Annotated in this window: 19 protein-coding genes and 1 riboswitch; of the genes, 7 read left to right on the plus strand and 12 right to left on the minus strand. The window is 61.5% G+C overall.

Features of this window, described 5'->3' with window-relative positions; genetic code table 11:
• Positions 1 to 11 precede the first annotated feature (11 nt).
• Positions 12 to 1169: a PilT/PilU family type 4a pilus ATPase gene (locus tag BI364_RS01360; RefSeq protein ID WP_070077224.1), complete on the plus strand. Its 1158-nt coding sequence runs from the start codon at positions 12 to 14 to the stop codon at positions 1167 to 1169.
• A gap of 9 nt (positions 1170 to 1178) precedes the next feature.
• On the opposite strand, the gene BI364_RS01365 is transcribed toward BI364_RS01360, so the two are convergent.
• The 8 genes from BI364_RS01365 to gshB all read right to left on the minus strand — a co-directional run bounded on the left by BI364_RS01365 (position 1179) and on the right by gshB (position 7906).
• Positions 1179 to 2063 carry a dihydroorotate dehydrogenase electron transfer subunit gene (locus tag BI364_RS01365; RefSeq protein WP_070077225.1) on the minus strand — a complete coding sequence of 295 codons (885 nt, stop codon included), beginning with the start codon at positions 2061 to 2063 and terminating at the stop codon, positions 1179 to 1181.
• A complete protein-coding gene (locus BI364_RS01370) occupies positions 2060 to 3352 on the minus strand; it encodes a dihydroorotase (RefSeq protein WP_070077226.1) in 1293 nt (430 codons plus the stop codon). The genes BI364_RS01365 and BI364_RS01370 overlap by 4 nt, the downstream gene beginning before the upstream one ends.
• Positions 3349 to 4350: an aspartate carbamoyltransferase catalytic subunit gene (locus BI364_RS01375; RefSeq protein ID WP_070077227.1), complete on the minus strand. Its 1002-nt coding sequence runs from the start codon at positions 4348 to 4350 to the stop codon at positions 3349 to 3351. Before BI364_RS01375 ends, BI364_RS01370 begins: the two co-directional genes overlap by 4 nt.
• On the minus strand, positions 4347 to 4874 hold the full coding sequence (gene pyrR, locus BI364_RS01380) for a bifunctional pyr operon transcriptional regulator/uracil phosphoribosyltransferase PyrR (protein WP_070077228.1): 528 nt from the start codon (positions 4872 to 4874) through the stop codon (positions 4347 to 4349). The genes BI364_RS01375 and pyrR overlap by 4 nt, the downstream gene beginning before the upstream one ends.
• The gene (gene ruvX, locus BI364_RS01385; RefSeq protein WP_197495794.1) at positions 4871 to 5314 is read right to left on the minus strand and encodes a Holliday junction resolvase RuvX; all 444 of its coding nucleotides are present in this window, start codon (positions 5312 to 5314) and stop codon (positions 4871 to 4873) included. The genes pyrR and ruvX overlap by 4 nt, the downstream gene beginning before the upstream one ends.
• 39 nt (positions 5315 to 5353) lie before the next feature.
• Positions 5354 to 5917 (minus strand): YqgE/AlgH family protein, encoded by a 564-nt coding sequence (locus BI364_RS01390; RefSeq protein WP_070079810.1) that lies wholly within the window; start codon positions 5915 to 5917, stop codon positions 5354 to 5356.
• Between the two features lie 67 nt (positions 5918 to 5984).
• Positions 5985 to 6878 carry an energy transducer TonB gene (locus tag BI364_RS01395; RefSeq protein ID WP_070077230.1) on the minus strand — a complete coding sequence of 298 codons (894 nt, stop codon included), beginning with the start codon at positions 6876 to 6878 and terminating at the stop codon, positions 5985 to 5987.
• A gap of 77 nt (positions 6879 to 6955) precedes the next feature.
• Entirely contained in the window at positions 6956 to 7906 is a 951-nt protein-coding gene (gshB, locus tag BI364_RS01400) for a glutathione synthase (RefSeq protein ID WP_070077231.1), read from the minus strand.
• Between the two features lie 235 nt (positions 7907 to 8141).
• On the opposite strand from gshB, the gene BI364_RS01405 reads away from it, so the two are divergent.
• From BI364_RS01405 to BI364_RS01430, 6 genes are all read left to right on the plus strand, one after another.
• Positions 8142 to 8489, plus strand: coding sequence for a response regulator (locus tag BI364_RS01405; protein WP_070079811.1), 348 nt, complete (start codon positions 8142 to 8144; stop codon positions 8487 to 8489).
• A gap of 113 nt (positions 8490 to 8602) precedes the next feature.
• The gene (locus tag BI364_RS01410) at positions 8603 to 8968 is read left to right on the plus strand and encodes a response regulator (protein WP_070077232.1); all 366 of its coding nucleotides are present in this window, start codon (positions 8603 to 8605) and stop codon (positions 8966 to 8968) included.
• Positions 8969 to 8985: 17 nt separating this feature from the next.
• Positions 8986 to 9531 carry a chemotaxis protein CheW gene (locus BI364_RS01415; protein WP_070077233.1) on the plus strand — a complete coding sequence of 182 codons (546 nt, stop codon included), beginning with the start codon at positions 8986 to 8988 and terminating at the stop codon, positions 9529 to 9531.
• Between the two features lie 73 nt (positions 9532 to 9604).
• Positions 9605 to 11692, plus strand: a complete 2088-nt coding sequence (locus tag BI364_RS01420; protein ID WP_070077234.1) for a methyl-accepting chemotaxis protein — start codon at positions 9605 to 9607, stop codon at positions 11690 to 11692.
• A gap of 51 nt (positions 11693 to 11743) precedes the next feature.
• Entirely contained in the window at positions 11744 to 17176 is a 5433-nt protein-coding gene (locus tag BI364_RS01425; protein ID WP_070077235.1) for a hybrid sensor histidine kinase/response regulator, read from the plus strand.
• A 22-nt stretch (positions 17177 to 17198) separates the two neighbouring features.
• Positions 17199 to 17678: a chemotaxis protein CheW gene (locus BI364_RS01430; RefSeq protein ID WP_070077236.1), complete on the plus strand. Its 480-nt coding sequence runs from the start codon at positions 17199 to 17201 to the stop codon at positions 17676 to 17678.
• 6 nt (positions 17679 to 17684) lie between these two features.
• On the opposite strand, the gene BI364_RS01435 is transcribed toward BI364_RS01430, so the two are convergent.
• The 4 genes from BI364_RS01435 to metK form a co-directional block, all read right to left on the minus strand.
• A complete protein-coding gene (locus BI364_RS01435) occupies positions 17685 to 18419 on the minus strand; it encodes a 16S rRNA (uracil(1498)-N(3))-methyltransferase (protein ID WP_070077237.1) in 735 nt (244 codons plus the stop codon).
• A 12-nt stretch (positions 18420 to 18431) separates the two neighbouring features.
• A complete protein-coding gene (metF, locus tag BI364_RS01440; RefSeq protein WP_070077238.1) occupies positions 18432 to 19295 on the minus strand; it encodes a methylenetetrahydrofolate reductase [NAD(P)H] in 864 nt (287 codons plus the stop codon).
• A gap of 74 nt (positions 19296 to 19369) precedes the next feature.
• Positions 19370 to 20785: an adenosylhomocysteinase gene (gene ahcY / locus BI364_RS01445; protein WP_070077239.1), complete on the minus strand. Its 1416-nt coding sequence runs from the start codon at positions 20783 to 20785 to the stop codon at positions 19370 to 19372.
• 16 nt (positions 20786 to 20801) lie between these two features.
• Positions 20802 to 20885, minus strand: a riboswitch (S-adenosyl-L-homocysteine riboswitch).
• Between the two features lie 35 nt (positions 20886 to 20920).
• Positions 20921 to 22105: a methionine adenosyltransferase gene (metK, locus tag BI364_RS01450; RefSeq protein WP_070077240.1), complete on the minus strand. Its 1185-nt coding sequence runs from the start codon at positions 22103 to 22105 to the stop codon at positions 20921 to 20923.
• Positions 22106 to 22413 lie beyond the last annotated feature (308 nt).

Raw genomic sequence — 22413 nt, forward strand, 5'->3', positions numbered from 1 at the left:
TGCGAGGACCGATGAAGCTAGAACCCTATTTCCGTCTGATGGCCGAACATGGCGCCTCGGATCTGTATTTCACGACCGGTGCGCCGGTCAGTGTGCGTATCGAGGGGGATATGCGTGCGGTCGGCAAGGACCCGCTGGGGCCCGGTGTCGCCAAGCGCCTCGTGTACGAGGTGCTTGGCGATGAGCAAGTTGCGACCTTTGAGGCCGAAAAGGAGTTGAATCTCGGCATCTCGCTGCCGGAGATCGGTCGTTTCCGACTCAATGTCTACTACCAGCGGGGCGAGGTCTCGATGGTGGTGCGTTACATCAAGAGCGTGATTCCATCGATCGAGCAACTTAATCTGCCGCCCGTGCTCAAGGACTTGGTGAGCTATCCCTCCGGGTTGGTACTGGTGGTCGGTTCTACCGGCTCGGGCAAATCGACCACGCTGGCCTCGATGGTCGATTATCGCAACATCACGCGCGCCGACCACATTCTCACCATCGAGGATCCGATCGAATACGTGTTCACGCATAAACGCTCGATCGTCGGTCAGCGCGAGGTCGGACTCGACACCTGGTCCTACGGCAATGCACTGCGCGAGGCCATGCGTGAGGCGCCGGATCTGATCATGATCGGCGAGATCCGTGATCGCACGACCATGGAGGCGGCGATCGCCTACGCCGATACTGGCCACCTGTGCCTATCGACGCTGCACGCCATCAATGCCAATCAGGCATTGGAGCGCGTCATCAATTTCTTTCCTGCCGAGGCCAAACAGCAGATCCTGATGGATCTTTCGCTCAACCTGCGAGGCATCGTTTCGCAACGTTTGGTGGCGACCAAGGCCAGTTCTCGGATTCCTGCGGTGGAGGTGTTGGTCAATACCTCTTATGCCGGCGAGTTGATCCAGAAGGGTGATTTCAGGGCGCTCAAGGATGTGATGGAGAAGGGTGTGACCTCGGGTATGCAGACCTTCGACCAGTCACTGTACGAGCTTTACCGTAGCGGCAAGATCACCCTCAAGGACGCGATGGATCATGCGGATTCGCGTGGTGATCTCGAGTGGCGGGTGAATTTCGGTGGCGGCATGAAGGCGCTGAAGAAGACTAAGGATACGCTGGCATTTCCGAGCGATGTCATCGACGAGCCCAGCGCCCTGGATGACCTGCAATCTCCGGGGGAGTGAGTTGCGGCCTTAGTGAGTTCCGAATTCGACCGTCTCGGCATCGAACACCGGTCCGTCCACGCATACGCGCTTCATCGCCGGTCCATCTGGCGTGTTCACGCGTACGGTGCAGCCGGCGCAGCCGCCGACCGCGCAGGCCATGTATTCCTCAAGCGACACCTGTGTCGGCAAGTTGAATTCGTGCGCTAGCGAGGCGACGGCAGCGAGCATCGGGTGCGGCCCGCAGGCGAAGCATTCCACCTCGGCCAGCGTCTCTGCCGGCAGCGCTTGTAACCAGCGCCGCGCCAGATCAGTGACGTAACCCTCATGGCAGCCCGCATAGCCTTGCAGGCTGGCCAGCCGTGAGGGAATTCCCCAGTCTTCAAGTAGCGGCATGGCGGCGATGGCGCCCTCGGGGATGCCGGGTAACATGATCTGTGAGGGCCTAGGGTGGAATGGGAAGGGTACCTCGGAGCCGAGGATTGCAAACGGCCGGTAGTCCGGCTGCCGGCGCAGGCGGTCGGCTAGAAACACCATTGGGGGAATTCCGACGCCACCGCCGATCAGCAGCGGTCGGCGACGTTGCGGGTGGGGTTCGAAGGGGCGTCCGATGGGACCCATTACGCTGAGCGTCTCGCCGGGTCGGCGGCGAGCCAGCAGGCCAGTGCCGTAGCCGACCGCCTTATAGAGGAATTCGACCCAACCGGCACGGGGATCGACGCGCATGATCGACAGCGGGCGTCGCAGCGGGAGCATGGGGTCGCAGCTCAGGTGGACGAAGCTGCCGGGCTCTGCGTGTGCCGCGCAGTGAGGCGCCTGCACGCGCAGGACGTACTGGGCGGCCTCGTGCGCCTCGTGCGTCAGCACGAGGGCGTCCTCGACGAAAATCGTATTGCGATGCGGCTTGGCGTTCATACGTGTGGATCGCTGTGTTCGGAGGATTCGTAAATCGGTTCGCCGCGGACCAAAGTGTGGCGGACGCGGCCGCGTAATGCCCAACCCTGGAACGGGGTGTTGCGACCGCGGCTGTGGAGTTGCTCGACATCCAGGCTCCACTCCGCTTCCGGGTCGAAAATACAGATGTCGGCCGGCCGGCCGGGTGCAAGGTTGCCGCCGTTGAGCCCAAGTATCTGAGCGGGTCCGCAGGTGACGCTGCGGATGGCTTCAACGAGTGTCAGGCTACCCTCGTCTACCAGGCGTAGTGCGAGCGGGAGTAGGGTCTCCAGTGCGGAGATGCCCGGCTCGGTGGCCGGGAAGGGCATCAGCTTGGCGTCGTCTTCATGCGGCTGGTGGTCTGAGCAAATGGCGATCAGGGTGCCATCGGCGACCCCGGCGCGAAGGGCCTTGAGGTCGCGCGCGTTGCGCAGCGGGGGAAGCACGTGGCACAGGGCGTTGAAATCGGCCACGTCCATCTCGGTGAGGAAGAGTTGGTGTGCGGCCACGTCACCACTGACCGGTAGGCCGTCGGCGATGGCGCGTTGCAGGTCACGCACGGCGGCGGCGCTGGACAGCCGGCCGAAGTGTACGCGCGCGCCGGTCTGCTCGACCAGTGCGAGGATCTGGCCAAGTGCGGCGGTTTCGGCGGCGACCGGGATGCCGGGCAGGCCCAGGCGCGAGGCCACGGGACCTTCATGCGCGCAGCCATCGGGCATCAGCGTGTGTTCCAGCGGCTGCACGACCACGATGAGCCCCAGGCTGGCGGCGTATTCCAGCGCGCGGCGCAGAATCAGCGGGCTGGCGAGAGGGCGCAAGGCATTGGTGACGCCAACGCAGCCGGCATCGCGCAGGGCAGCCATTTCGGTCAGGTGGTTGCCGTCCAGGCCTTGGGTGAGTGCGCCAAAGACCGCCACGCGAGCCGCATGCGCGTTGCGGGCCTTCTGACGTACCAGGCGCACGTCGGCCGGGCTGTCGATGGGGGGCACCGTATCCGGCATGGCGCAGACGGTGGTGATGCCTGCGGCGGCGGCGGCTCGACATTCGGAGGCAATGGTGGCCTTGTGCTCCTGACCCGGCTCGCGCAGGCGTACGGCCAGATCGATCAGGCCGGGGATGATGGTCAGGCCGCGTGCGTCTATGTGTGCATCGGCTTGGAAGTCGCCGGGGTCGAGGCCGACGATGCGGCCGTCGGCGATGGCCAGATCGGCGATGCGGTCGATGCCGTTGGCGGGATCGATGATCCGGCCACCGCGGATCAGGCGCCTCATGCGCGCACCTGGGGGCTGACGCCCATGACCATGCTCATCACCGCCATGCGTACCGACAGACCGTAGGTGACCTGTTGCAGGATGACCGACTGGGGACCGTCGGCGACCTCCGAGGCGATTTCCACGCCGCGATTGGCGGGGCCAGGGTGCATCACGATGGCCTCCGGGTGGGCGAGCGCGAGGCGTTTGGCATCGAGTCCGTAGCGTAGGAAGTATTCGTGCTCGCTGGGGATGAATGCGCCCTGCATGCGTTCCTTTTGCAGTCTCAACATGATGACTACGTCCACATCCTTCAGACCCTGCTCCATGCTGTGATAGACCTGTACGCCCAACTGCTCGACGGCTGCTGGCAGCAGGGTGCGCGGGCCGATGACCCTGACCTCACCGGTGGCGAGGGTATTGAGGGCGTGGATCTGCGAGCGGGCGACGCGCGAGTGCAACACATCGCCGACGATGGCGACGCGCAGCTTTGAAAGCTCGCCTTTGTGGCGGCGGATGGTGAAGACATCCAGTAGCGCCTGCGTGGGGTGGGCGTGACGACCGTCCCCGGCATTGATCACACTGATGTGAGGCGCGACGTGACGAGCGATGAAGTGTGCGGCGCCACTGTCGGCATGGCGCACAACAAACATGTCGCACTGCATTGCCTCAAGATTGCGCAGGGTGTCGAGCAAGGTCTCGCCCTTGGTGGTGGCGGATGCGTTCATGTTCAGGCTGAGCACGTCCGCGGACAGGCGCTTGGCGGCCAGCTCGAAGGTGGTGCGCGTGCGTGTACTGGCCTCGAAGAATAGATTGGCGACCGTCTTGCCGCGCAGCAGCGGGAGTTTTTTGACGCCCTGGTCGTTCATGCCTGCGAAGGACTCGGCGTTGTCGAGGATCTGCTCGATCAGCGGTCGGCCGAGGCCCTCGACGGTGAGCAGGTGACGCAATTGCCCGTTTTCGACCTGCATGCTGGTGGGCAGCGGGCCGGGGCGGTGCGGCGCAGGATGCGTGTTCATTGCGCGGACGCCTCGCGTTCAACCAGGGTGAGCATCAGTGGGTCCGGGCCGCTGAGTTTGATTCGTTGTGTGGGTAGTAGGTCATCGTAGCGAGCGCCGATCACGTCGGCTGAGATCGGTAGCTCGTGACCGCCTCGGTCGACCAGTGTGGCGAACAATACCCGCGCGGGGCGCCCGAAATCAAAGATCTCGTTGAGCGCCGCGCGCACGGTGCGTCCGGTATGCAGTACATCGTCGACCAGAATGACCAGTTGATCATCCACGCTCCAAGGAAGGCGGGAGGGACGGATATGGGGGTGTAGGCCGCCGCGAGAGAGGTCATCGCGATAGTAGGTGATATCGAGAGTGCCCATTGCCTGGTCGAGGCCGAGTCGGCGGTGCAGGCCTTCGGCGACCCAGATGCCGCCAGTGTGAATGCCGATCAGGCAAGCCGACCCGCCGTGTTCGGCCAGCGGGACGCGCAAGGCGTCGGCCATGTGGTCGAGCAGCGACTCGACATCGGGCAGGGCTGAGCTTGGGTTCATGGATTCTCGCTGTGGTTCGAGGTGTTGGCGTGTGTGGTCCGGGTTAGCCAATCGCGTACCAGTACGGCTGCGGCTTCCTGGTCGATGTCGTCTTTGCGGATGGGGCCGCGGGTGCCGTTGCCACGCTGCCGACGCAGCTCCGTCTCGGCTTCGCGGGAGCTCAGTCGCTCATCGATCAGGCTGACCGGCAGGGCATAGCGTTTGCCGAGTGTGACGGCGAAGCCTTCGGCCACCGCGGTCAGCGGTGTAACGCTGCCGTCCATGCGCGTAGGGCGGCCTACGACGACATCGGTGGGCGCCCAGTCACGCACAAGGCGATCGATGGCTGGCCAGTCTGGCTGGCCGCCGGGCATGCCGAGGGTGGTCAGCGGACGGGCGGTTCCCGTGATTCGCTGACCCACCGCAACGCCCGTGCGCCGTGTGCCGTAGTCGAAGCCCATGACTGTGCCGCCCGCCGTCATGTCTGTCGAAGTGCCCGCTCAAGCATGACCGACGTCGCCGGTGAAGAGATTGAGGTCGACGCCGAGCCGACGGGCGGCGGCCTGCCAGCGCTGTTCCGCGGTGGTTTCGAAAAGAATGGATTCCTCGGCAGGCAAGGTCAGCCAGGCATTGCCCGTCAGTTCTTCCTCGAGTTGTCCGGGACCCCAGCCGGCATAGCCGAGCATGACCAAGGCGTCGCGCGGCAACTCTCCACTGACCATCGCGGCGAGGATGTCGCGCGAAGCGGTGAGCCCCAGGGTAGGGGTCACCGCGATGGTCGTGTCCCACTCCCCGATCGGGCGATGCAGGACAAAGCCGCGCTCCGGTTCGACGGGGCCGCCATAGTAGACGGGATGATCGCGCAGGGCGTCGCTGGCGCCTTCGATTTGCATGTGTTGCAGCAATTCGCCCAGGCGCAGGTCCAGGGTACGGTTAACGATGACACCCATCGCACCCTCGGCGGAGTGCTCGCAAATGAGGGTCAATGTGCGCGTGAAATTCGGATCGGCGAGTTGAGGCATCGCGATCAGGAGCTGGTTGGATAGGGTATCGGTAAGTGCCATGTGCATAGTATCCGGTGGCCGAGGCGATGCGGCAAGCGGCCGGCGTATCGGTAAGCCTCGTCGGGGGTCAGCCGTGGCCTGTGGTGCGTAGCTGCCCGCTCTGGAAGATCCATGTGCGGGTGATCATCAACTGGTCGTATTGCTTGCGCATAGCCGCCGGAAACGGCGGAAAGGGAGAGGCCAGGCGGACGATGCGTTTTGCTGCATCGTCGAGTACCGTCGAACCGGACGAGCGGGCCACTATGATCTTGATGATATGTCCGGTGTGCGAAATGAGGACATTAAGAATCAAACGCCCTTGTAGGCGGTCGCGGATCGCGGTGTCGGGATAGTTCAGGTTACCTACGCGCTCGACCCGTTGTACCCAGTGGGCGAGATACCCTGCCTCGACCGCTGTCTTGGCGTTGACGGTATCCAGGAACAGGCGCCGGGGCCGGCGATTGTAGTCGGTGGTCTCGCGGCGAATTTCGGCGGTTAGTCTTGCCTGCTCGAGTTGCAGCTGCAGCAGGTGTTGATCCTGCGGGTCGGCCTGAGTTTGGGGGCCTCGGGTGCGCGCTTCTGGCGGTAGGCTGTAGTCGGAATGGTCGCTGGTGAGCACGTCGCGGTGTCGCTGCTCGGCGGAGGTTTGTGGGGTTGATGCCACCTGCGGTATCGGCGCCACGCCGTCGGTGGGATTCGGATTGAGCGCGAAGAACGGACGCCCGGGGTGACCGGTACGGTCGCTATTGCCGCTGGCGAGCTGGTTGGCTTGGGCGATGTAATTGGCTTCTTTGGGCGCTTTGTCGGCAGCGGTTTGCACCAGTAGGACGTTGAGTGTCGGCGATGGCCGTTCGAGATGCTCGGACAATGCCTTGAAGGTTAGGCCGAGAATCAGGATGCCGTGCACCACAACCGCCAGGAACAGGGTGAGCCCAAGGCGGTCTTTGTCGGTGATGGGCGCTGGCGGAGTCGTATTTTTCATGCAAGCCGCGTTCGTATTCCCAGCGGAGTGTACCCCGCCCTCGAATCGGCCGACTAGTCGTCGGCCGGCGTCTGGCGTCAGTTAAGGCGGCTCTCGATGGCTTGTATGAACTGGCCGGCGATATCGAGGCCTTGAGCGGCATCCAGCTCGCGGATACAGGTCGGGCTGGTGACATTGATTTCGGTGAGGTAGTCGCCGATGACATCGAGGCCAACAAACAATAATCCACGCCGACGCAGTTCGGGCGCCACTTCCGCGCAGATCCAGCGGTCGCGATCCGTCAGCGGTACCGCAACGCCGTGCCCGCCGGCTGCGAGATTTCCACGAGATTCGCCAGGCGCCGGCACGCGCAGCAGGGCGTAGGGTACGGGTTCTCCGTCGATGAGCAGGATGCGTTTGTCGCCATCGACGTATTCTGGAATCAGGCGTTGAGCCATCACCGTGCGCCGCCCGCGTTCGGTGATGGTTTCCAGGATGACGCTGGTGTTGGGATCCCCCGAACGCACACGGAAGATCGACTCGCCGCCCATACCGTTGAGGGGTTTTAGGATGATATCGCCGAACTCGGCGGCAAAGGCGCGCAATCTGGACATCTCACGGCTGACCAGCGTCGGTACAGTGCATTGCGGGAACCAGGTGGTGAAGAGTTTCTCATTGGCGTCGCGCAGGCTGGCCGGCCGATTGACCACAAGGCAGCCCTCGCGCTCGGCCAGATCCAGAAGGTAGGTGCTATACAGGTACTCGAGGTCGAAGGGCGGGTCCTTGCGCATGAGTACGGCAGACATATCGGTCAGCGGCCGTTCGACGCGCTCTCCCAGTGTGAACCAGCCGGCGGGGTCGTCCCGGACCTCGACGGGGCGGCTGGCGGCGAAAACATGGCCATCGCGCAGATAGAGGTCGCTCTGCTCAAGGTATTCCAGCGCCCAGCCGCGTCGTTGAGCGGCGAGCATCATGGCGAAGGTGCTGTCCTTCTTGATGTTGATGCGACTGATGGGGTCCATGAGGACGGCGAGGCGGCGGATGGGCATGGGGGGCGGCTCGATTGTTTTGATGGGCAGGTGCGGCTGGGGGTTCAGAGTCTAGCGCATGATCGCCCTGCGGCGCAGGCGCGCTTGGCTGTTTGCGCCTCGCTCGGCAGATAGGGTACATTCGAACGTCAAGTTAGGCTTAGCGGCCAACGGGGGTGATGAGTTGAGCGTGACGGATGCCAGGCAGGTCAATGGTGCGGCGGGTGTCGATACCGGAGACGCGACCCTCAGGGTGATGGTGATCGATGATAGTAAAACCATCCGACGGACCGCCGAAACCCTGCTTAAGAAAGAGGGCTGTGAGGTGGTGACCGCCAACGACGGTTTTGAGGCGCTGGCCAAGATTGCGGAGTTTCGCCCAGACATCGTATTTGTCGATATCATGATGCCACGGCTGGATGGGTATCAGACTTGTGCCCTGATCAAGCAGAATGGCGCCTTCCGTAAGACACCGGTGATCATGCTTTCGAGTAAAGACAGCATTTTCGATAAAGCGCGCGGCCGTATCGTTGGGTCGGAGGAATATCTGACCAAGCCCTTTACGCGAGACGATTTACTCGACGCGATCAGAAAATTTACATGAGTATCGAGGCCCTGCCGGACTCGTGATGACCGCCACCCAGGGCGGCGGTATCGACATTAGAAAAATCAATTCAAAGTGCATAGATGGCCAAGGCCACAGGAGACTAGGAAGCGATGGCGCATATATTGGTAGTGGACGATTCGCCTACCGAGTTGCATGTCATCAAGGGCATGCTGGAGAAAAACGGATTCCAGGTAACGGCGGCCCAGAGCGGTGAAGAGGGCGTTGATATTGCGCGCCGACTCAAACCCGATCTCGTGTTGATGGATGTGGTGATGCCGGGTCTGAACGGCTTTCAGGCAACGCGTCAGTTGGCACGCGAGCCGGAAACCGCGAAGATTCCGATCATCATGGTCACCACCAAGGATCAAGAAACCGACAAGGTTTGGGCGATTCGCCAAGGCGCGCGCGACTATATCGTCAAACCGGCCAAGGAAAAGGATCTGATTGAGCGGGTCAAAAGCCTGCTGGCATCCTAAGCGACCATCAGCGAACCATGTCCGCCACCGAACAACGTTCGCCCTACGACTACCTGGTGCAGCTGGAGCGCAAGTGCCGTGTAGCCTCGCCTGGACTGCCGGTCGCGGAGGCGCAGCATCAGCAGTGGTCTGGTGTGCTGTTCAAGCTGGCCGGGTACGAGATGGTTGCGGCGATGAGCGAGGTTGCCGAGATCGGCGATATGCTGCCCGTCGCACATCTCCCAGGTGTAAAGCCTTGGGTATTGGGGCTGGCGAACATGCGAGGAAACCTACTGCCGATCATTGATCTACGGCGCTACCTGTTTGCCTCGGCGGCGCCGACTGCGGAGGCTGGGAGAGTGCTGGTGGTCAAGCAGGATGGTTCACTGATTGGCTTGCGGGTGGATGCCGTGATTGGTATGCGCCACTTCCTCGAGACGCAACGTACCGGTGACACGCCGACACTGCCCGACCCCCTTGATGTCTACGTCGTCGAGGGCTTTGTCGATCAGGGCTTGGTCAAGCCCGTTTTCAGCATCAGGCGCCTGGTAAACAATCCGGCATTTCAGGATGCGGCACTGTGAACCGCGACATGAATGATACTTGGCGTGAAGCGTTCCGGAGACCGGAATCGACTGTCAGCTTGGAGAAAAATGCATGAAGTCACCAAGAAAGGCTGATCGGCAGAAAATCGGGCTGAGCGGACGATTTGCGCTGCTGTTCGCATTGCTACTGCTTTTCCTGTTGCTTGCGGGCGCATCCTTCGTCTACACCGCAATCCAGGATCGTCATTACCAGCGGTTTACGCGCACCAACGCCGCGCAGCAGTTGCTTTCCCAGCAGTTGGCTGCAACTGCGCTTGAGGCTGCCGGGGGTAATACGCTCGCCTTCAAGCGACTGGCTGAGCAGCGTGATCATTTCGATGCGCTGATGCAGGCATACAATCTTGGTGGCCAAGGCGCGGGCCCGGCACTGCCGGAATCGCTTAAACCGCAATATGAACGTCTCAATACCCTGTGGCAGATCTATCGCAATCGGTTGGACGAGATTATCCAAGGACAGAAATCGGTTGCTGACATCACGCGCTATGTGACCGATGTCGACCGGTATGTACCCAAGCTGCTGGCCTTTTCGGATCAGGTCACGACTGCGTTGGTCAAGCGTGGCGCAAGCGCTCAGGAGATCTACGTGGCCGAGCGTCAGACCCTACTCGCGCTGCGTATCCAGAACAGCTTGACCCGTGTTTTGCAAGGGGGGGAGGGCGCTTCCACCGCTGCCGACCAATTCGGGCGGGATGCGACGTTGTTCGGCAACGTAATGCAGGCCTTGCTGACCGGTAATGCGGCGATGAAGATCGCCCCGGTGAAGGATGAGCAGACCCGTGAAATCCTACGCCAGATTGCGATGTTGTTCAGTTCAGTGAGCGACCATGTGGCCACGATCCTTGAGCTTGCGCCCCGGTTGTTTGCGATCAAGAACGCCTCTACGCAGCTGCAGGCCAATGCACCACAGCTGCTGAGCGCCACGGGTGATCTGGAAACGGCACTGGGGGCGCACTATCGTCGTTTGGGCCTGATCAATCTGGCCGGTTACGTCTTCGGTGGCTTGGCCTTATTTGTGCTGATTCTTTTCGGTGCATTGTTGTACCGCGATTCGCAGCGTCGTTTGGCATTGACCACCGAGCAAAATCGCCGTAACCAGCGCGCGATCCTGCGCCTGCTCGACGAGATGACCAATCTGGCGGAAGGCGATCTTACGGTTCATGCCACGGTGACTGAGGACATCACGGGGGCTATCGCCGATTCGGTTAATTATGCCATCGATGCCCTGCGCAGTCTGGTGACCACGATCAACCAGACATCGGTGCAGGTCGCGACCGCGGCCGAGAAAACACAGACTACGGCCTTGCGTCTTGCCGACGCCAGCGGCCATCAGGCGCGCGAGATTGCCTCTGCCTCGGCGGCGGTGACCGATATGGCGGATTCCATCGAACGGGTATCCAAGAACGCGATGTCTTCGGCGGATGTGGCCAAAAAATCCGTCGAGATCGCGGCCAAGGGCGCAGCCACTGTGCGGCGTTCGATCGACGGCATGGACACCATTCGCGAACAGATTCAGGACACCGCCAAGCGCATCAAGCGCCTCGGCGAAAGCTCGCAGGAGATCGGCGACATCGTCGGCCTCATCAACGACATCGCCGACCAGACCAACATTCTGGCGCTGAACGCCGCCATCCAGGCGTCGGCGGCGGGCGAGGCCGGACGTGGCTTCGCGGTGGTGGCCGACGAAGTCCAGCGCCTGGCGGAGCGTTCTGCCAATGCCACCCGCCAGATCGAAGCACTGGTCAAGGCGATTCAGGCCGATACCAGCGAGGCGGTGTTGTCGATGGAACAGAGCACCTCGAACGTGGTTGCCGGGGGGCAGCTGGCCGGTGACGCTGGCGACGCGCTGGCTGAGATCGAGAGCGTGTCCAACCAGCTCGCGAAGCAGATTATGACCATCGCGAGTGCGGCACGTCAGCAGGCGGCAGTGGCCGCCAACGTGACCAATACCATGAATGTGATTCAGGAAATCACGATGCAGACCTCGGACAGCACGCACGAGACCGCGCAGTCGATCGGTCAGCTGACCGAGCTTGCTGCCGAGCTGCGGCGCACGGTTGCCGGCTTCAAGCTGCCCGACAGCGAGGATACCGACACGGTTGTGCTGGATGACGGTGGCGCCTCCGATATCGAGGCGGCCTGACGCCGACTCACGACCGGCCGAGTGCGGGCCGATGATAGGGTGGTTTTGCCAATGAAGCACGAAACGACCGTCGAATTTGATGTGCTCGGTTGGGTGAAGCCCGAACTGGATGCGCTGCTCGACCGGGCCAGGCAATCGCTGGAATCCTATATCGAGGACGGCAACCGCGATCAGGAGCGCCTGAGACAGACCGTTACACTGCTTCGCCAGGTGCGAGGTACCCTGCAGGTGGTCAATCTGGCTGGTGCGGTCATGCTGGCGGAGGAAATGGAGGCGTTGGCTGATGCCTTGCTGAGCGGGCAGGTCGGCAACCTCGATGTGGGCCTGGGCGTGCTCTCCGCTGCGGTACTGCAACTGCCCGATTACCTTGAGTATGTGCAGTCGGGACATCCCGACACCCCGATTGTCATTCTCTCTCTGCTCAATGATTTGCGCGCCGCGAGGGACGCCGAGCTGCTTTCCGAGGCCGTGGTTTTCCTGCCGGATCTGGCAAGTGAAGGCAATGGTACGTTCATGGCCGCTGCCGAAGGCGTCTCTAAGGCCGCGGTGACGGCCAAGGGCAAGCGCCATCGATTCCAGTTGGGCCTGCTTGGTTTGTTTCGCGACCAAGATATCGGCACGGCACTGTCACACATGATCAAGGTGATTGATGCCCTGGAGGCTGCCTCGACCGAGGCTGCAGCGAAGCGATTCTGGTGGGTGTCCGGCGCAATGCTCGATGGCGTCAGCCGTACGGAGGTGCCGGTAGCCGTCAAGTTGCTACTGGGACGCGTGGATCGCGAAATCAAACGGCTTATCGATCAGGGAGAGACTGGATTCGCTGCTGGATTAGGCGATGAGCTGCTCAAGAACCTACTGTTCTACGTCGCGCGCGCGGAGACCGCCGGACCTCGTGTGGAGGCTGTTCAAGAAGCCTTTCATCTCGACGAGCTGCTACCTCGCACCCTTACCTTGGAGGCGGCCAAGCGCGAACTTTCGGCGCCTAACCTCAAGCTTTTAGAGGCTGTTTCGAACGCGATCCGCGAGGATTTGGCAGAGGTTCGGGATCGGCTTGAGATCTACACCCATGCGGATGAGGTCACACTTTCGGATATCGGCGCGGTAGCCGAGCGTATGCGTCGCATTGGCGATACGCTGGGTATGCTGGGTCTCGGTGGTGCGCGTGACCGAGTCACGGAGCAGGCGCGTCAAATCGAGCGGGTGAGCCAGGGTAAAGTGGCTCCCAGTGCGGATCAGTTGCTCGACTTGGCCGAGACCATGTTGACGGTCGAAGATAGTCTGCACGATTTATTGGCGCGACGTCGGGGCGAAGCCTCGCTGGTCGATGGGGAAGGCCCTCACCAAGAGATTACCGCGGCGGGAATCGGCGAGGCCTTACGCGAAATCAGCCAAGTCAAGGAAGCGTTGATCAACTATCTGGCGGCGCCGACAGAACCCGGAATGCTTACCGGAGCGCCTGATCGATTGGGCGACGTGGCCGCTGCGTTGTCGGTGATGGGCGTGGCAGAGCCAGTGCCGCAGCTCGGCGCGATCCGTGCACAGTTTTCGGCCTTGCTTGCGGGACAGGTACAGCCTGGGCAGGCCTGGTTGGATTTGATGGCGGATGCCACCACGGCGATCGAAATGTATCTGGAGGCACGGGCGGGGCGTCGCCCAGGTCAGCAGGCACTTCTGACGCGAGCGGACGAAGCACTATCACTGTTAGGCGATATGTTCGGCGAGGCGCGCGTAGAAGAGACGGTGCTCGGCTCCGGCGACAGGGTTCCGCAAGAAGCGCCGGCCGAACCTGAAGAGGATGTCGTCGAAGACGAAATGGCCATCACGGCTATCTCACCGGCACCTGCTTTGGACCCTGCCGAGTCAAACGCAACGCCTGCAGCGGATCGGGTGGATGTTTCGTCCGAGGAAATGCCTGGCTGGCGCGTGTTGAAGCCGGATGCGGACCCCGAAATTCTGGAGATTTTCCTCGAAGAGGCGGAAGAAGAGTATCAGCGGATTCGATCCCTTGTCCCCCGGTGGCGCGCGGACCGGCAGGACTTGGTGGCGCTACATGATCTACGCCGTTCCTTCCATACGCTCAAGGGAAGCGGCCGTTTGGCTGGCGCAGAGTGTCTGGGAGAGTTCGCCTGGGCCTTCGAAGGCATGCTCAACCAAGTGCTCGATCAGCGCGTGGCGATTCAGGAGGCGCATTTTGCCTTGCTTGATGAGGCTATTCCCGCGCTACATCAGCTGATTGTCCATCTGCAGGGTGGAGAGGCGCCAACGCTGGATGTCCGACTACTTGCGGCGCGCGCAGGTCGTGTTGGGATGCCGGATGCGCCGACGGTCGACCTGGACTCTACGGATCCAGAACCGTCGTTAGCTCCGGATGAAATGAATGAAACCCTGATCTCCGAGCCAGCGCACATGCATGCCGCTGGTGACATTCCGCTCGATGATTCGTCTGTCGAGCAGGCACGTATCGAACCAGTATTGGCGGAAGCATTCGCTCTGGCGGACGTGCCGGAAATACCAGCAGAGGCAGAGGCAGAGGCAGAGGCAGAGGCAGAGGCAGAGGCAGAGGCAGAGGCAGAGGCAGAGGCAGAGGCAGAGGCAGAGGCAGAGGCAGAGGCAGAGGCAGAGGCAGAGGCAGAGGCAGAGGCAGAGGCAGAGGCATACCTTGATCCGATTTTACTCGATATTTATACACGAGAATCCAGGCAGCACTTTGCGGTCGTTGACGAGTTTCTGAGTGAGGCCAGAGGTGCTGCTGGCCCTATCGAAATCGGTGAGGATTTTCTACGCGCCTTGCACACCATCCATGGCAGCGCACAGACCGCAGGCGTCCCGGCCATATACGAGGTGTTTGCCCCGCTTGAAGGTATTGCAAAGCATCTGATTGAATCCCATCGAGGCCTCTCGCCGGCGTTCCTCGATCTCTATGGTTCCGCCAATGAATCTGGGCGTGCCGTACTGAACGCATTGAGTGACGCTCGGACATCCCTGCCGGACACCAGTGTATTGCGCGAACAGGCGCTGGCTGCGTTGGCTGACGTCGAGACCAGCGTGCTGGCAACCTACGACGAGCGGTTGCCCTCGCCACGAGAGGCCGGGGTTCCGGACAAGGTCGAGGCACTGGACCCGGAATTGGTGGAGATTTTCCTCGACGAGGCCGATGAGTTGATGGAGGGAGCCGAGTCGGCAGTCGCATCATGGCAATCAACGGATGGCGATACGCTGGCGGCCATAGGCATGCTGCAGCGGCAGTTGCATACGCTCAAGGGCGGTGCACGCATGGCTGAGTTCACCACTATTGGAGATCTGACCCACGCCCTAGAAACACGTGTCGCACGCATGGCTGAGGCCGCCGCCGCGCCCGAGGAAGCTGGTTTTGCATTGCTGCATGCCGCGCTGGATTGTTTGAGTGGCATGCTCGATCAAGCGCGCGAAGGTGACATGATTTATCCGCAAATGGCCATGATAGAACGCCTCGATGCTTACGGGCAGAGTGATGCTGGCATGGTGGCGGAGGACATGACGCCGGCTTCTGATGAAACGCTCTCGCAGGACGGCGGCGCGGCCTCCAGCGGTCCGAATACGCCCGCGACCATAGCGGCGCGGGATGCCCCCGACGAGGCTGCCGAGTCGGAAGCACGCGCTGGTGCTGGTGATCATCTTCGCGTGAGGGCGGCGCTACTTGATGGGCTCGTCAATCACGCGGGCGAAGTCAATATCTACCATGCCCGTCTTAAGCAGCAAGTTACGGGATTGGGTTACAACTTAGCCGAATTGCGCCAAACATCGACAAGACTGCGCGAACAGTTGCGTAAGTTGGAATTGGAAACCGAAGCACAGATTCTGTTCCGTTACGAGCAGGAACATGGCGAATTACCGGCACAGAACACCGATTTTGATCCTCTGGAGTTGGATCGTTACTCGAATATGCAGCAGCTTTCGCGTGCACTTGCAGAGAGCGTCAGCGATTTGTCCAGTATCGAGGAGCTGATGGCCGAACAGCTGCGCGATGCGGAAACACTCCTGCTACAGCAGGCTCGCGTCAGCACGGATCTCCAGGACGGATTGATGCGTACGCGAATGGTCCGCGTGGGCGGTCTTTCCTCACGGTTAAATCGTGTCGTGCGGCAGACCGCAACGGAGCTGGACAAGCGTGTGACGCTGGATTTCGAGGGCGCCGAGCACGAAGTCGATCGCACCATTCTCGATCATCTGATTGCCCCGCTTGAACACATGCTGCGCAATGCGGTGGCGCATGGCATCGAGCGGCCGGATGTGCGTCGTACGTCTGGAAAACCCGAACAGGGCCGCATCGGCGTGCGCTTTAGCCGTGAAGGGAGCGAGATCGTGGTCGTGGTCGAGGATGATGGCCGTGGTATCGATGCCGAAGCGGTGAGGCAGCGAGCCCGCAGCCAGGGATTGCTCGATGCCGGCGTCGAACTGGATGATGAACAGGCGCTACAACTTATTCTGGAGACGGGTTTCAGCACGGCAACGGAGATTAGCCAGATCGCGGGCCGCGGCGTGGGTATGGACGTGGTCGCGCGTGAGGTGCGTCAACTGGGTGGAGTACTTGCGATCGGCTCGGAGCCAGGTAAGGGCGCCCGCTTTACCTTGCGATTGCCGTTTACGCTGACGATTACGCAAGCGCTACTAGCGCAGTCCGGCGACGATCTGTATGCGGTGCCATTATCGGGCATCGAGGGTGTGGTACGTCTTTCGACGCGGGTGCTGGCCGAGTATTTCGCGGGGGATGAGCCGGGTTACGAATACCTGGGTAATTCCTACCGCCTGAAGCGTCTGGATGCGCTGTTTGGAGAGCCGGCCGGACAATTGCCAGAGCAGGAGGGCATTTATCGTCCGTTGCTGATGCTGCGCTCTGGTGAGCAGCGCATCGCCTTGATGGTCGACAGCCTCCTCGGTAGCCGCGAGGTCGTGGTCAAGGCGTTGGGCGCGCAGCTGAGCAAGCTGCGTGGCGTTGCTGGGGCTACGATCCTAGGCGACGGCCGAGTCGTCTTGATTCTGGACGTTCCTAGCTTGGTCCGACTGGCCAGCATCAGCCTGATTCGCAGTGAAACACCGCGGCATGTTGAACATGCGGCGCCGGCACGTCAAACGGTGATGGTGGTGGATGATTCAATCACCATCCGCAAGGTGACGGCCCGTATGCTGGGCCGTGGTGATTACGAGGTCATATCCGCTCGCGACGGCATGGACGCGGTTGCGCAATTGGAAGAACACCTGCCAGACCTGATTCTGACCGATATCGAAATGCCGCGCATGGACGGGTACGAGCTGGCCTCTTATTTACGCAACGACACACGCTTCAGGCAGATACCGGTGATCATGATTACTTCGCGCAGTGGTGAAAAACACCGACAGCGTGCCTTTGAGCTGGGGGTCGATCGTTATCTCGGCAAGCCTTATCAGGAACAGGAATTGATGGATAATATCCGAGAGCTGTTGGCAGACCGGCGGAAATCCGGATGAGTGGGGTGATGGGGGCGAAGGCATGGCGATGAATGCGGTCGGCAGCTTGCTGGTAGAGTTGATCAGCCACCGCCATTGGTTGATTCCGCAGGCCATATTGGCCGAAATCGTGCCGGCGGACCCGCTGCAGCCGATGTCGGGTGCTCCCACATGGATCCGGGGTCGACTTGCCTGGCGTGGTCAGCAGCCCGTGGTGATCGAACCCGGCGTGTTCTGTGGGCTGGGTGCCGGCGAAGAAGCGTTGGCCAATCGATATGCCGTTATCTACGCACTGGAGCATTTGCCGGGTTTGACCTATTACGCCCTCCCACTCGCCGCTATCCCGCATCCTATGCGCCTGGGTGCGGAGGATCTTATTGCGGAGCCTGGGGAGGAGGCTTGTGAGCTTGAGGCCTACAGGGTCAATCTTGGCGAGCGCCAGGCCGCGATTCCCGATTTCGCAGCCTTGGAGCGTCGACTGGCGGGGCAACTCGCCGGCGTGCAGACAACGAGCAGCACCTAGCCAGTTTCAGCGCAGATCTCCCCAGCGTGCCTGGATCAGTGTCAGCGCAGCGATAGCGGCCGTTTCCGTGCGTAACACGCGTGGTCCCATGCGGGCGGCGACGACTCCCGCGGCGGTGACACGCGTAAGTTCATCGTCGGCGAACCCGCCTTCCGGTCCGATCAGCACGTCCAACGTCCCAGTGGCATCCAACGTGATGTCGCTCAATCCGGCATCGGCACGTGGATCGAGCATCAGTCGTTGCTTTGGCGTTCCGATATCGGCGAGCCACTCGTCCAGTTCGATTGGCGACATAAGCGCTGGTAAGCGGCTGCGTCCGCTTTGTTCGCAGGCGCTAACGGCGATTGCGAGCCAGTGCGCATGGCGCCGGGGTATGCGGTCCCTGGGTATGCGTTGGCTGCGCGCGCAGATGACGGGACAAATGCATCGAACGCCCAGCTCGACGGCCTTTTGGATCGTCAGATCCATGTGATCAGCCTTGCTGATGCCTTGTGCGAGACAGAGGTCGAGAGGTGACTCGGTAGGATTTTCGCGGGCTGAAATGATGGCAGCGGATGCTTCGCGCCGGCCGACGCGTTCGAGGGTCGCAGTATAATCGCGACCGTTGCCATTGAATAACACGACTCGCGCGCCCTCTCCTAAGCGAAGTACCTGCACGCAGTGCCGGAATGCGGTCTCCGGTAATGGCAGGTTGTCACCGGGCGTGAGGCTTGCCTCGACGTAGAGGCGTGGGATACGCATTACTTTCTCGGCTCAGGTTGCGGGCATCGGCAGTCCCAGGCGCTGCCAAAGGCTGAGCGTGGCTTCCGACTGGTTCATGGTGTAGAAGTGCAGTCCGGGCGCACCGCCCGCCAGCAGGCGCTCGCACAAGGCGGTGACCACGTCGAGGCCGAATGCGCGAATCGAATCGCGGTCGTCGCCGTAGCCTTCGAGGCGTTTGCGCACCCAGCGCGGGATTTCGGCGCCGCAGGCGTCCGAAAAGCGCGCGAGCTGGGTGTAGTTGGTGATCGGCATGATGCCAGGTACTACGGGCAGATCGAGGCCCATGCGTTCGCATTCGTCCACGAACCGGAAATAGGCGTCGGCATTGTAGAAATATTGGGTGATCGCGCTGTCGGCACCAGCGTCGACCTTTAGCTTGAAGTGACGCAAGTCGTCTTCGGCGCTGCGCGCCTGTGGATGGATTTCCGGATAGGCCGCGACTTCGATATGAAAATGATCGCCGGTTTCCTCGCGGATGAAGGCCACCAGTTCATTGGCATAACGGAATTCGCCGATATCGTGCATACCGGAAGGCAGGTCGCCCCGCAATGCGACGAGGTGACGAATGCCGTGATTTCGGTAGATGTGCAGGGTCTCGCGGATGTGCTCGCGGGTACTGCCGACGCAGGACAGGTGCGGTGCGGCATCGATACCGGAGTCGCGCTGGATCGCGAGGACGGTATTCAGCGTTCGTGCCTGCGTGGAGCCTCCCGCGCCATAAGTGACGGATAGAAAGCGTAGCCCAAGCGCGCAGAGGTCCATCTGTACCTTCTGCAGCCGCTCGGCAGCCTCATCCGTCTTGGGTGGGAAGAATTCGCAGCTGTAAATTTTCGGGTGACGGATTTGGTGTGACATCTCGGATCGTCCGGTGGAGCCGGCGATTGCCGGCCCCACGATTAGGTAACATCTTCTGATTAACGCGGGCCGACTTAGTAGCGGTAGTGCGCCGGCTTGTAGGGGCCATCGGCGGGGATGTCGATATATTCAGCCTGCTGGTCGCTAAGGCGTGTAAGGTGCGCACCGATCTTTTCGAGGTGCAGTCGCGCGACCTCCTCGTCGAGCTTTTTGGGCAGGACGTAGACCTTGTTGACGTAGCTGCCGTCATTGTTGAACAGCTCGATCTGTGCCAGCACCTGGTTGGTGAAGCTATTCGACATGACGAAGCTAGGGTGCCCGGTGGCACAGCCAAGATTCACCAGGCGACCCTCGGCGAGCAGGATGATGCGGCGCTTGGTCGGGAAGATGATGTGATCTACCTGTGGCTTGATGTTGTCCCAGGTGTACTGGCGCAGACTGGCGACGTTGATCTCGCTGTCGAAATGGCCGATGTTGCAAACGATGGCCTGGTCCTTCATCGCAACCATATGATCATGATCGATCACATGGAGGTTGCCGGTGGCGGTAACGAAGATATCGGCCAGTGGTGCGGCCTCTTCCATGGTGACGACGCGGTAGCCTTCCATCGCCGCCTGCAGTGCACAGATCGGGTCGATCTCGGTCACCCACACGGTGGCACCCAGCCCACGGAGGCTCTGCGCGCAGCCCTTGCCGACGTCGCCGTAGCCGGCGATCACGGCGATCTTGCCAGCGATCATGACGTCTGTCGCGCGCTTGATGCCGTCGACCAGCGACTCGCGGCAGCCGTAAAGATTATCGAACTTCGACTTCGTCACCGAATCGTTGACGTTGAACGCGGGGAAGGGCAGGCGCCCGTCTTTTTCCATGTGATAGAGGCGGTGTACGCCGGTGGTGGTTTCCTCGGTCACACCCTTGATGCTCTCGGCCAGCTTGGTGTAGAAGCCGGGTTGAGTCTTGAGACGTTCGCGCATGGCGGCGAACAATGCGACTTCTTCTTCGTTTTCAGGCCCGCCGATCGCGGCGGCATCGTGTTCCGCCTTCGCGCCCAGCGTGACCGCCAGAGTGGCGTCGCCACCATCGTCGAGGATCATGTTGGCTGGCTGTCCGTCAGGCCAATACAAGATGCGATGGGTGAACTCCCAGTATTCTTCCAGCGTCTCGCCCTTGTAGGCGAATACGGGTACGCCAGTGGCGGCAATGGCCGAGGCGGCATGGTCCTGGGTCGAGTAAATGTTACACGAGGCCCAGCGCACCTCTGCACCGAGCGCGGTCAGCGTCTCGATCAGTACGGCGGTCTGGATGGTCATGTGCAGGCTGCCGGCGATGCGGGCGCCCTTGAGGGGCTGGCTGGCAGCGTATTTCTTGCGCAGCGCCATGAGACCGGGCATTTCGGTTTCGGCGATGGCGATTTCCTTGCGGCCCCAGCCGGCAAGGTCGAGGTCTTTTACGTAATAATCGTGTGCAGAATCGTTCACGATGGCGTTCATGGGTTATCTCCACGTCCGTTCGCGAGCGCCGTTGCAATGGGTGAATGGCCGCGCCGTCAGGCCTGGCAGGGGATGCCCTGTTGCAACGCTCCCCGGCGACGCGGTGTCTGCCCTGATTCAGGGCAGCAGATGACGCTACATAACGCCAGCCTTCGGAACCGAGGTGCCGGCGGCATCATTGAGCAGTGCGGCGCGATCGGTGCGCTCCCAGGGCAAGTCGACATCGGCGCGGCCGAAGTGACCGTAGGCGGCGGTTTGTTGATAGATCGGATGCAGCAGGTCGAGCATGGTGATCAGACCCCAGGGACGCAGGTCGAAGTGTTCGCGCACCAAGGCCACGATGCGTTCGTCTGGAATGCGTCCGGTACCGAAGGTGTCGATGCTGATCGAGGTCGGCTCGGCCACGCCGATGGCGTAAGAAATCTGGATTTCGCAGCGGCTGGCGAGGCCGGCGGCGACGATGTTCTTGGCCACGTAGCGCCCGGCGTAGGCCGCTGAACGGTCGACTTTTGACGGATCCTTGCCGGAGAAGGCGCCGCCACCATGGCGAGCCATGCCGCCGTAGGTGTCGACGATAATCTTGCGCCCGGTCAGTCCGCAGTCGCCTACCGGTCCGCCGATAACGAATTTGCCGGTCGGATTGATGTGATAATGCGTGTCCGCACCCAACCATTCCGCGGGGACCACCGGGCGGATGATGTGCTCCATAACCGCCTCCTGCAGGTCTCGTTGCGAGATTGCGGGATCGTGTTGGGTCGACAGCACTACGGCATCGACGCCGACGGGCTTGCCATTGTGATAACGGAAGGTGACCTGACTCTTGGCGTCAGGACGCAGCCAGGGCAGGGTGCCATTCTTGCGCACCTCGGCTTGGCGGCGGACCAAGCGATGGGCATAGGTGATCGGAGCCGGCATGAGTACGTCCGTCTCGTCACTGGCGTAGCCGAACATCAGGCCCTGGTCGCCGGCACCCTGGTTCTCGCGCGATTCGCGATCCACGCCTTGGGCGATGTCGGGCGATTGCTTGCCGACGGCGACGATGACGGCGCAGCTGGAGCCGTCGAAGCCGAGGTCGCTGTGGTTGTAGCCAATCTCGTTGACGGTCGCGCGGACCAAGGCTTCATAGTCGATCTGGGCCGTGGTGGTGACTTCGCCGGCGAGGATGACCATGCCGGTCTTGACCAGGGTCTCGCAGGCGACGCGTGCGTTCTTGTCCTTGTCCAGGATGGCGTCGAGAACCGCATCGGAGATCTGGTCGGCCATTTTGTCGGGGTGGCCTTCGGATACCGATTCGGACGTAAACAGGTGCTCGTAGCTCATGGATGAGTGGACCTCAATGCGAGGCGCCGACGGCGCTGGTTGGATTTAGTATGTCCGGTAAGATATGGAAGTGTAACCGAGCGGGTCGTGACATTTCATCCATTTTGCGTGACGCGGTATTGCGTTGCGAACCGGGCGAGTAGGCGCTAAGCAGTGGATGCATAAGTCAATCTGTCGGTGACATATAAGAAAATGTCGCTATTGCTCCCGTACGATGAGTCGGGTAACAATGGCAATCTTTTTGAGTCCGAGGCGGGCGTGTGCGGCATTTGCCCGCGAATCGTCTCGGGCACGCCTTGCGGCTGGTG

Origin of the sequence: Acidihalobacter yilgarnensis (genome assembly GCF_001753245.1) — a bacterium.
In the GTDB taxonomy this organism is placed as follows: Bacteria; Pseudomonadota; Gammaproteobacteria; order DSM-5130; family Acidihalobacteraceae; genus Acidihalobacter; species Acidihalobacter yilgarnensis.

Bases quoted from the DNA above. Each gene is read 5' to 3' on its own strand.
- BI364_RS01425 (WP_070077235.1), top strand. From the start codon at position 11,744: ATGAAGCACGAAACGACCGTCGAATTTGATGTGCTCGGTTGGGTGAAG.
- metK (WP_070077240.1), bottom strand. From the start codon at position 22,105: ATGAGCTACGAGCACCTGTTTACGTCCGAATCGGTATCCGAAGGCCAC.
- BI364_RS01365 (WP_070077225.1), bottom strand. From the start codon at position 2,063: ATGAACGCCAAGCCGCATCGCAATACGATTTTCGTCGAGGACGCCCTC.
- gshB (WP_070077231.1), bottom strand. From the start codon at position 7,906: ATGCCCATCCGCCGCCTCGCCGTCCTCATGGACCCCATCAGTCGCATC.
- metF (WP_070077238.1), bottom strand. From the start codon at position 19,295: ATGTCACACCAAATCCGTCACCCGAAAATTTACAGCTGCGAATTCTTC.
- BI364_RS01395 (WP_070077230.1), bottom strand. From the start codon at position 6,878: ATGAAAAATACGACTCCGCCAGCGCCCATCACCGACAAAGACCGCCTT.
- pyrR (WP_070077228.1), bottom strand. From the start codon at position 4,874: ATGAACCCAAGCTCAGCCCTGCCCGATGTCGAGTCGCTGCTCGACCAC.
- BI364_RS01430 (WP_070077236.1), top strand. From the start codon at position 17,199: ATGGCGATGAATGCGGTCGGCAGCTTGCTGGTAGAGTTGATCAGCCAC.
- BI364_RS01360 (WP_070077224.1), top strand. From the start codon at position 12: ATGAAGCTAGAACCCTATTTCCGTCTGATGGCCGAACATGGCGCCTCG.
- BI364_RS01420 (WP_070077234.1), top strand. From the start codon at position 9,605: ATGAAGTCACCAAGAAAGGCTGATCGGCAGAAAATCGGGCTGAGCGGA.
- BI364_RS01415 (WP_070077233.1), top strand. From the start codon at position 8,986: ATGTCCGCCACCGAACAACGTTCGCCCTACGACTACCTGGTGCAGCTG.
- BI364_RS01375 (WP_070077227.1), bottom strand. From the start codon at position 4,350: ATGAACACGCATCCTGCGCCGCACCGCCCCGGCCCGCTGCCCACCAGC.
- ruvX (WP_197495794.1), bottom strand. From the start codon at position 5,314: ATGGGCTTCGACTACGGCACACGGCGCACGGGCGTTGCGGTGGGTCAG.
- BI364_RS01410 (WP_070077232.1), top strand. From the start codon at position 8,603: ATGGCGCATATATTGGTAGTGGACGATTCGCCTACCGAGTTGCATGTC.
- BI364_RS01370 (WP_070077226.1), bottom strand. From the start codon at position 3,352: ATGAGGCGCCTGATCCGCGGTGGCCGGATCATCGATCCCGCCAACGGC.
- BI364_RS01405 (WP_070079811.1), top strand. From the start codon at position 8,142: ATGGTGATCGATGATAGTAAAACCATCCGACGGACCGCCGAAACCCTG.
- BI364_RS01390 (WP_070079810.1), bottom strand. From the start codon at position 5,917: ATGGCACTTACCGATACCCTATCCAACCAGCTCCTGATCGCGATGCCT.
- ahcY (WP_070077239.1), bottom strand. From the start codon at position 20,785: ATGAACGCCATCGTGAACGATTCTGCACACGATTATTACGTAAAAGAC.
- BI364_RS01435 (WP_070077237.1), bottom strand. From the start codon at position 18,419: ATGCGTATCCCACGCCTCTACGTCGAGGCAAGCCTCACGCCCGGTGAC.